Origin of the sequence: Streptomyces sp. (assembly GCF_036566765.1) — a bacterium.
Lineage (GTDB): Bacteria > Actinomycetota > Actinomycetes > Streptomycetales > Streptomycetaceae > Streptomyces.
This window is the reverse complement of the sequence record NZ_DATCVQ010000594.1, coordinates 1-7,056: the sequence shown is the minus strand read 5'-3', so window position 1 is coordinate 7,056 and position 7,056 is coordinate 1. Positions and strand designations below refer to the sequence as shown.

At 72.9% G+C, this 7,056-nt stretch carries 6 protein-coding genes and 1 pseudogene; 2 read left to right on the top strand and 5 right to left on the bottom strand.

Annotated elements, in window-relative coordinates:
- The first annotated feature begins 64 nt into the window (after positions 1 to 64).
- Positions 65 to 508: a hypothetical protein gene (locus VIU94_RS34475; RefSeq protein ID WP_331917715.1), complete on the top strand. Its 444-nt coding sequence runs from the start codon at positions 65 to 67 to the stop codon at positions 506 to 508.
- Here the strand turns inward: VIU94_RS34475 and VIU94_RS34470 are convergent.
- Complete coding sequence (locus VIU94_RS34470) at positions 486 to 2,861, bottom strand: bifunctional salicylyl-CoA 5-hydroxylase/oxidoreductase (RefSeq protein ID WP_414721060.1); 2,376 nt, start codon at positions 2,859 to 2,861, stop codon at positions 486 to 488. The genes VIU94_RS34475 and VIU94_RS34470 overlap by 23 nt on opposite strands.
- Positions 2,846 to 3,673 carry an enoyl-CoA hydratase family protein gene (locus VIU94_RS34465; RefSeq protein WP_331917711.1) on the bottom strand — a complete coding sequence of 276 codons (828 nt, stop codon included), beginning with the start codon at positions 3,671 to 3,673 and terminating at the stop codon, positions 2,846 to 2,848. Before VIU94_RS34465 ends, VIU94_RS34470 begins: the two co-directional genes overlap by 16 nt.
- 251 nt (positions 3,674 to 3,924) lie before the next feature.
- On the opposite strand from VIU94_RS34465, the gene VIU94_RS34460 reads away from it, so the two are divergent.
- Positions 3,925 to 4,374, top strand: a complete 450-nt coding sequence (locus VIU94_RS34460) for an ATP-binding protein (RefSeq protein ID WP_331917709.1) — start codon at positions 3,925 to 3,927, stop codon at positions 4,372 to 4,374.
- A 9-nt stretch (positions 4,375 to 4,383) separates the two neighbouring features.
- Here the strand turns inward: VIU94_RS34460 and argF are convergent, their stop codons facing one another.
- From argF to VIU94_RS34445, 3 genes and pseudogenes are all read right to left on the bottom strand, one after another.
- Entirely contained in the window at positions 4,384 to 5,394 is a 1,011-nt protein-coding gene (gene argF, locus VIU94_RS34455) for an ornithine carbamoyltransferase (protein ID WP_331917707.1), read from the bottom strand.
- 150 nt (positions 5,395 to 5,544) lie between these two features.
- Positions 5,545 to 6,777: an arginine deiminase gene (locus VIU94_RS34450; protein WP_331917705.1), complete on the bottom strand. Its 1,233-nt coding sequence runs from the start codon at positions 6,775 to 6,777 to the stop codon at positions 5,545 to 5,547.
- 33 nt (positions 6,778 to 6,810) lie between these two features.
- Positions 6,811 to 7,056, bottom strand: a pseudogene (locus VIU94_RS34445) (hypothetical protein); the annotation flags it as partial.

Genomic DNA, 7,056 nt, shown 5'->3' with positions numbered 1-7,056 from the left:
CCGGGGACTCCGGGCTCTGCCCGAGCAGCAATGTGCCGCCGTGGTGGCCGAGGTGGCTGCCGTCGTGACCGAGGAGCCGCAGAGCACGTACGAGCCGACGTGGCTGGTGGCCGCGAACGTGGTCAAGTGGCGGCGGTGGGGCGACCTGGGGCAGGAGCTGCGGCCGGGCACGAAGGCGTACCGGGGCGGGGCGAAGGTGTACGTCGTCGACACCTACCCCGGCATGGGCAACGAGCAGCTGACCACGGTGGGCCGCGGCCGGCACACCGGCCGGTGGATCAGCATCGACACCTCGACTCGGCACCTGCACACCTTCCGCGCGAAGCTCGTCCACGCGCCCGCGGTGCTGCGGCGGTGCGACGGGCTCCCGGTCGGGCGGGAGGCGGCCGAACGCCTGGCGGAGACCCTCGACCGGATCGCCCGCGAGCAGCGGCAGTCGTACCACGCCGGACCCCACCCCGACCCCTGCCTCTGTCACGCCTGCCTCACGGGCGAGGCGTCAGGCTGAGCCGGGGCTTGGGCGCGTCGGTGCGGCCGGTCGGCGGGCGGCGGCTGCCCGCCTTGTACGGGTCGGGCCAGGGGGCCCCGGGGCCCGCGTAGTCCTGCTCGGCCGCCGCGTGCAGGGTCCAGTGCGGGTCGTACAGGTGCGGGCGGGCCAGGGCGCACAGGTCGGCCCGGCCCGCGAGGAGCAGAGAGTTGACGTCGTCCCAGGAGGAGATCGCGCCGACCGCGATCACGGGGACGCCGACGGTGTTGCGGATCAGGTCGGCGTACGGGGTCTGGTAGGAGCGCCCGTACTCGGGGCGCTCCTCGGGGACGACCTGGCCGGTGGAGACGTCGATCGCGTCGGCCCCGTGCGCGGCGAAGGCGCGGGCGATCGTGAGGGCGTCCTCGGGGGAGGTGCCGCCCTCGGCCCAGTCGGTCGCGGAGATCCGTACGGTCATGGGCCGGTCGGCGGGCCAGACCTCCCGCACCGCGTCGAAGACCTCCAGCGGGAAGCGGAGCCGGTTCTCGACGGGGCCGCCATAGGCGTCGGCACGGTGGTTGGTCAGCGGGGAGAGGAAGCCGGAGAGCAGGTAGCCGTGCGCGCAGTGCAGTTCGAGCAGGTCGAAGCCGCAGCGCGCGGCGCGCCGGGCGGCGGCCGTGAAGTCCTCGCGCACGGCGGCCAGCCCGGCGCGGTCGAGGGCGTGCGGGGTCTGGTTGACACCGGGCCGGTACGGCAGCGGCGAGGCGGCGCTCAGGGGCCAGTTTCCGGCGGGCAGCGGCTGGTCGATGCCCTCCCACATCCGCTGGGTGGATCCCTTGCGGCCGGAGTGGCCGAGCTGGACGCCGAGGGCGGCGCCGGGGGCCTGCGCGCGGACGAAATCGGCGATCCGGGTCCAGGCGGCGCCCTGCTCGTCGGTCCACAGGCCCGTGCAGCCGGGGGTGATCCGGCCCTCGGGGCTGACGCAGACCATCTCGGTCATGACGAGACCGGCTCCGCCGAGGGCGCGCCCGCCGAGGTGGACGAGGTGGAAGTCGCCGGGAACGCCGTCCTCGGCGACGTACATGTCCATCGGCGAGACGACGACGCGGTTGCGCAGGGTCAGTTCGCGCAGCCGGAAGGGGGTGAACATGGGCGGGGTGCCGGGCGGGCAGCCGAAGTCGCGTTCGACGGTGTCGGTGAAGTGCGGGTCCCGCAGCCGCAGGTTGGCGTGGGTGACCCGGCGGCTGCGGGTGAGCAGGTTGAACGCGAACTGGCGCGGCGGCTGGTCGAGGTAGCGGGCCGGCTCCTCGAACCAGCGCAGGCTGGCCGCGGCGGCGCGCTGGGTGGACTCGACGACGGGCCGGCGCTCGGCCTCGTACGCGGCGAGGGCCTCGTCGAGCGTGGGCTGCTCCTCCACGCAGGCGGCGAGGGCGAGGGCATCCTCGACGGCGAGCTTGGTGCCGGAGCCGATGGAGAAGTGGGCGGTGTGCGCGGCGTCGCCGAGCAGCACGGTGCGGCCGTGGGACCAGCGCTCGTTGACGACGGTGCGGAACGCGGTCCAGGCGGACTTGTTGCCGCGCAGCGGGCGGCCGCCGAGGGTCTCGGCGAAGATCTTGGCGCAGCGCTCGGTGGACTCCCGTTCGTCCATCTCGTGGAAGCCCGCCGCGCGCCAGACCTCCTCGCGCATCTCGACGATGACGGTGGAGGAGCCAGAAGAACTCTGCGGCCCGGAGGGCAAAATTGAGGGGTGGTGGTCGGGCGACGGGCGGGAGTACGGGTAGCCGTGCAGCTGCATGACGCCGTGCTCGGTCTCGGCGATCTCGAAGCGGAAGGCGTCGAGGGCGAAGTCGGCGGCGAGCCAGATGTAGCGGCACCGGTGAGCAGTGATCCGGGGCCGGAAGACGTCGGCGTGGTCCTCGCGGGTGCGGCTGTGCACCCCGTCCGCCGCGACGACGAGGTCGTGGTCCGCGGCGAGCTCGGCAGCCGGCGGGGCCTCGGTGCGGAAGCGGAGCCGTACGCCGAGGGCCGCGCAGCGGGCGTGCAGGATCTCCAGGAGCCGGCGGCGGCCGAGGGCGGCGAAGCCGTGCCCGGAGCTGGTGAGCGTACGGCCCCGGTGCACGATCTGGATGTCGTCCCAGCGGACGAACTCCTCGCCGAGCGCCCGGTACACCTCGGGGTCGGCGTGCTCGATGCCGCCGAGGGTCTCGTCGGAGAGCACGACGCCGAAGCCGAACGTGTCGTCGGGGGCGTTACGCTCCCAGACCGTGACCTCGCGGGCAGGGTCGAGCCGCTTGAGCAGGGCGGCGGCGTACAGCCCGCCGGGGCCGCCGCCGACGACGGCGATGCGCAGCGGACGGGGGGCTTCCGGCCCGGACACCGCTACCGCCCCCGCCACTTCGGCGGGCGCTTCTCACTGAAGGCGGCATGGAACTCGGCGTAGTCCTCGCCGTTCATCAGCAGCGCCTGGGTGGCGGCGTCGAGCTCGACCGAGGCGGCGAGCGGCATGTCGAGCTCGGCCGTGAGCAGCGCCTTCGTCTGGGCGTGGGCGAGGGCGGGCCCGTCGGCGAGGCGGCGGGCGAGTTCGGCGGCGCGGTCGCCCGCCCGGCCCTCCTCGGTGAGCTCGCTGATCAGCCCGATCCGCTCGGCCTCGGCGGCCCGGACGGGCTCGCCGAGCATGAGCAGCCGGGTCGCGTGGCCGAGGCCGACGACGCGGGGCAGCAGGTACGCGGCCCCCATGTCGCCGCCCGAGAGGCCGACGCGGGTGAAGAGGAAGGCGAAGCGGGCGGTGGGGTCGGCGATCCGGAAGTCGGCGGCGAGCGCGAGGACGGCCCCGGCGCCTGCGGCGACCCCGTGCACGGCGGCGATCACCGGAAAGGGGCACTCGCGGACGGCGCGGACGACCTGGCCGGTCATCCGGTTGAAGTCGAGGAGCTCGGCGGTGTCCATGGAGAGCGTCGCGCCGATGATCTCATCGACGTCGCCGCCGGAGCAGAAGCCGCGGCCCTCGCCGCCGAGGACGAGGGCGCGGACGGCGCGCTCCCGGGAGAGCTCGGCGAGCAGATCGCGCAGGTCGGCGTAGGCGCCGAAGGTGAGCGCGTTGAGCTTGGCGGGGCGCGCGAGGGTGACGGTGGCGACCCCGTCGTCGACGGCGAGTCGGAGATGCCGCCATTCCTGGGTGCGCGGCGCGGATCCGGTGAAGGGGCTCATGCGGACGGCCTCCCTGTGCGGGCGAGCGTGCTGGGGCGGGTCACCTTCCGGGAGCGTATCACTCTACCGTGACTGTCGTCACGATCACGCGATACAGCACGGAGGGCGCGCGATTCGGGGCAGGGGCGAAGGTCCCCTTCCACGACGGACGCCCGCCTCTGGGAGCCCGCATCGCCGTCTGTAAGGTTGAAACCGGGACGTCATGGACGACGGCGACGCCCCACCCCTCCCCCAGCCCGAACGGACCCGTCATGGACGCACGCTCCCGCCCCACCCCCTGGCGGATCGAGCTCCCGCACACCACGGCGGCCGTCCCCCTCGCCCGCACCCTGGTCCGCACCGCGCTCGCCGACCTCGACTCCGGGCCGTGCGAGCACACGGCGGAACTGCTCACCGCCGAACTGGTCGCCAACGCCGTCGAGCACACCGTGGGATCGGGCCCGATCGAGCTGGTCGTGGAACTCCTGGAGACCGACTGCCACGTCGAGGTGCACGATGCACTGCCGGCCCGGCCGGGCGAGCTGATCTGCCCGGATCCGGCCGTGAAGGCCGAGCATCCGGACCCGTGGCAGGAGGACGGCCGGGGCCTGCTGCTGATCCGCGCGCTCAGCTCGGACTGCGGTCACCGGCCGACCGACCGGGGCAAGGCGGTCTGGTTCCGCCTGCCCCGGGTGCCGGCGCAGCGACGGCCGGCGGCCTGATCCCGTCGATTACGCGGCCGGGCCCGCCAGCGTGGCGACCATGACGGCCTTGATGGTGTGCATCCGGTTCTCGGCCTCGTCGAAGACGACGGAGTGCGCGGACTCGAAGACCTCGTCCGTCACCTCCAGCTCGCTCAGCCCGTGCCGCGCGTGCACGTCCCGGGCGACCGCCGTGCCCAGGTCGTGGAAGGCCGGCAGGCAGTGCAGGAACTTCACGTCCGGGTTCCCGGTGGCCCGCAGCACGTCCATGGTCACCGCGTACGGCGCGAGGGCCGCGATCCGCTCGTCCCAGACCTCCTTGGGCTCGCCCATGGAGACCCACACGTCGGTGGCCACGAAGTCCGCGCCGCGCACGCCCTCCGTGACGTCCTCGGTCAGGGTGATCCGCGCGCCGCTGGCCGCGGCCAGCTCCCGCGCCCGGGCGACGATCTCCTCGGCCGGCCAGTACGCCTTCGGGGCCGCGATCCGCACGTCCATGCCGAGCAGCGCGCCGGTGACCAGGTACGAGTTGCCCATGTTGAAGCGCGCGTCGCCGAGGTAGGCGAAGGCCAGCTCGGTGAGCGGCTTGTCGGAGTGCTCGGTCATGGTGAGCACGTCAGCGAGCATCTGGGTGGGGTGCCAGTCGTCGGTGAGCCCGTTGAAGACCGGGACGCCGCCGTACGAGGCCAGCTCCTCGACGGCGGCCTGGCTGTCGCCCCGGTACTCGATGGCGTCGAACATCCGGCCGAGCACGCGGGCCGTGTCCTTCACCGACTCCTTGTGCCCCATCTGCGAACCGGCCGGGTCGAGGTAAGTGGTGTGCGCGCCCTGGTCGGCCGCGGCGACCTCGAAGGCGCAGCGGGTGCGGGTGGAGGTCTTCTCGAAGATGAGCGCGATGTTCTTGCCCCGCAGCCGCTGGACCTCGGTACCGGCCTTCTTGGCCGCCTTCAGCTCGGCGGCGAGCGCGATCAGGCCGCGGAACTCCTCGGCGGTGAAGTCCAGCTCCTTGAGGAAGTGGCGGCCGATGAGGTCAGTGGCCATGGGGGCGCTCCTGATTTCCGATGGTTCTGAGGGGCAACCGTGGAATTCTATACGAAGCTCAGCATGTCTATACAGTGACGTGGACTACACGCCCCCTCCGTTGCTCGGCGCCTCCGGTACTCACACCGCGTCTGCTCACACCGCGTCTGCTCACACCGCGTCCCGCTCGATCGGGCAGCTCATGCAGCGCGGGCCGCCGCGGCCGCGGCCCAGCTCGCTGCCCGGGATCTCGATCACCTCGATGCCCTGCTTGCGCAGATGGGTGTTGGTGGTGACGTTGCGCTCGTACGCGACGACCACGCCCGGCTCCACGGCGAGCACGTTGCAGCCGTCGTCCCACTGCTCGCGCTCGGCGGCGTGCACGTCCTGCGTCGCGGTCAGCACCCGGATCTCGGTGAGGCCGAGCGCCGCCGCGATCGCGCTGTGCATCTGCTCCGGCGGATGGTCGCTGACCTGGAGCGTCTGCCCGACCACGCCGGGCTCGATGGTGTACGAGCGGAGCATGCCGAGGCCCGCGTACTGGGTGAAGGTGTCCGTGTCGACCATGGTCATGACCGTGTCCAGGTGCATGAACGCGCGCCGCTTCGGCATGTCGAGCGCCACGATCGTGCGGGCGGAGCCCGCCGCGAACATGCCGCGGGCCAGCATCTCGACGGCCTGCGGGGTGGTGCGCTCGCTCATGCCGATGAGGACGGCGCCGTTGCCGATGACGAGGACGTCGCCGCCCTCGATCGTGGACGGGTAGTCGGCCTGGCCCTCCGTCCAGTGGTGGAACGTCCCGGCCTCGGGGCCGGTGAAGAGAGGGTGGTGCTTGTAGATCGCCTCGAAGTGGACGGTCTCGCGCTGCCGGGCGGGCAGCCGCATCGCGTTGATCGCCACGCCGTCGTATATCCAGGCGGAGGTGTCCCGGGTGAAGAGGTGGTTCGGGAGCGGGCCGAGCAGGAAGTCGTCCAGGTCCATGACGTGGAAGCGGACGGAGTTGGGCTCGGGATGACCGGCCAGGAACTCGCGCTTGGTCATGCCGCCGATCAGGGCCTCGACGAGCTCGCCGGTGTCCATCGCCTCGAAGGCGGCGCGCAGGTGGTCGGTGGCGAGGGGGCCGTACTCCTTCTCGTCGAAGACCCGGTCGAGGACGAGGGCGCGGGCGACGGGCAGCTCGAGGGTCTCGCGCAGCAGGTCGCCGAAGAGGTGGACGGCGACGCCGCGGTCGCGCAGGACGTCGGCGAACCCGTCGTGCTCCTGCCGGGCCCGGCGGACCCAGAGCACGTCGTCGAAGAGCAGGGCGTCCTTATTGGTCGGAGTAAGCCGCTTCAGCTCCAGATCGGGGCGATGAAGGATGACGCGGCGCAGCCGCCCGGTCTCGGAATCGACATGGAATCCCATGCGCCCATCCTGGCCGAGCCGGGCGGCGGACCGCTATCGCACCGCGATCAGAACGATGACGAGCAGGAAGACGAGAAGCAGCCCGCCGACGATCGAGAACACGAGATTCCGGTCATCCCGGGGGATTTCGGGGTCGGGTGGGGCGGGGGCGGTGGGGGGTGCGGCCCAGCCCTGGGCGTGGGCGTCGTCGGCCCGCCGGGCCGGGGGCGGGGCGGGGGTGTCGGCCCCCGGGCCGGAGGCGGGGGGCTCGGCCCCTCGGTCCGGGCCGGGAGACTGCGC

What these genes read in the sequence shown, in the direction of transcription:
- VIU94_RS34450 (WP_331917705.1), bottom strand. Translation starts at nt 6,777, where the DNA reads ATGGGATTCCATGTCGATTCCGAGACCGGGCGGCTGCGCCGCGTCATC.
- VIU94_RS34465 (WP_331917711.1), bottom strand. Translation starts at nt 3,673, where the DNA reads ATGAGCCCCTTCACCGGATCCGCGCCGCGCACCCAGGAATGGCGGCAT.
- argF (WP_331917707.1), bottom strand. Translation starts at nt 5,394, where the DNA reads ATGGCCACTGACCTCATCGGCCGCCACTTCCTCAAGGAGCTGGACTTC.
- VIU94_RS34460 (WP_331917709.1), top strand. Translation starts at nt 3,925, where the DNA reads ATGGACGCACGCTCCCGCCCCACCCCCTGGCGGATCGAGCTCCCGCAC.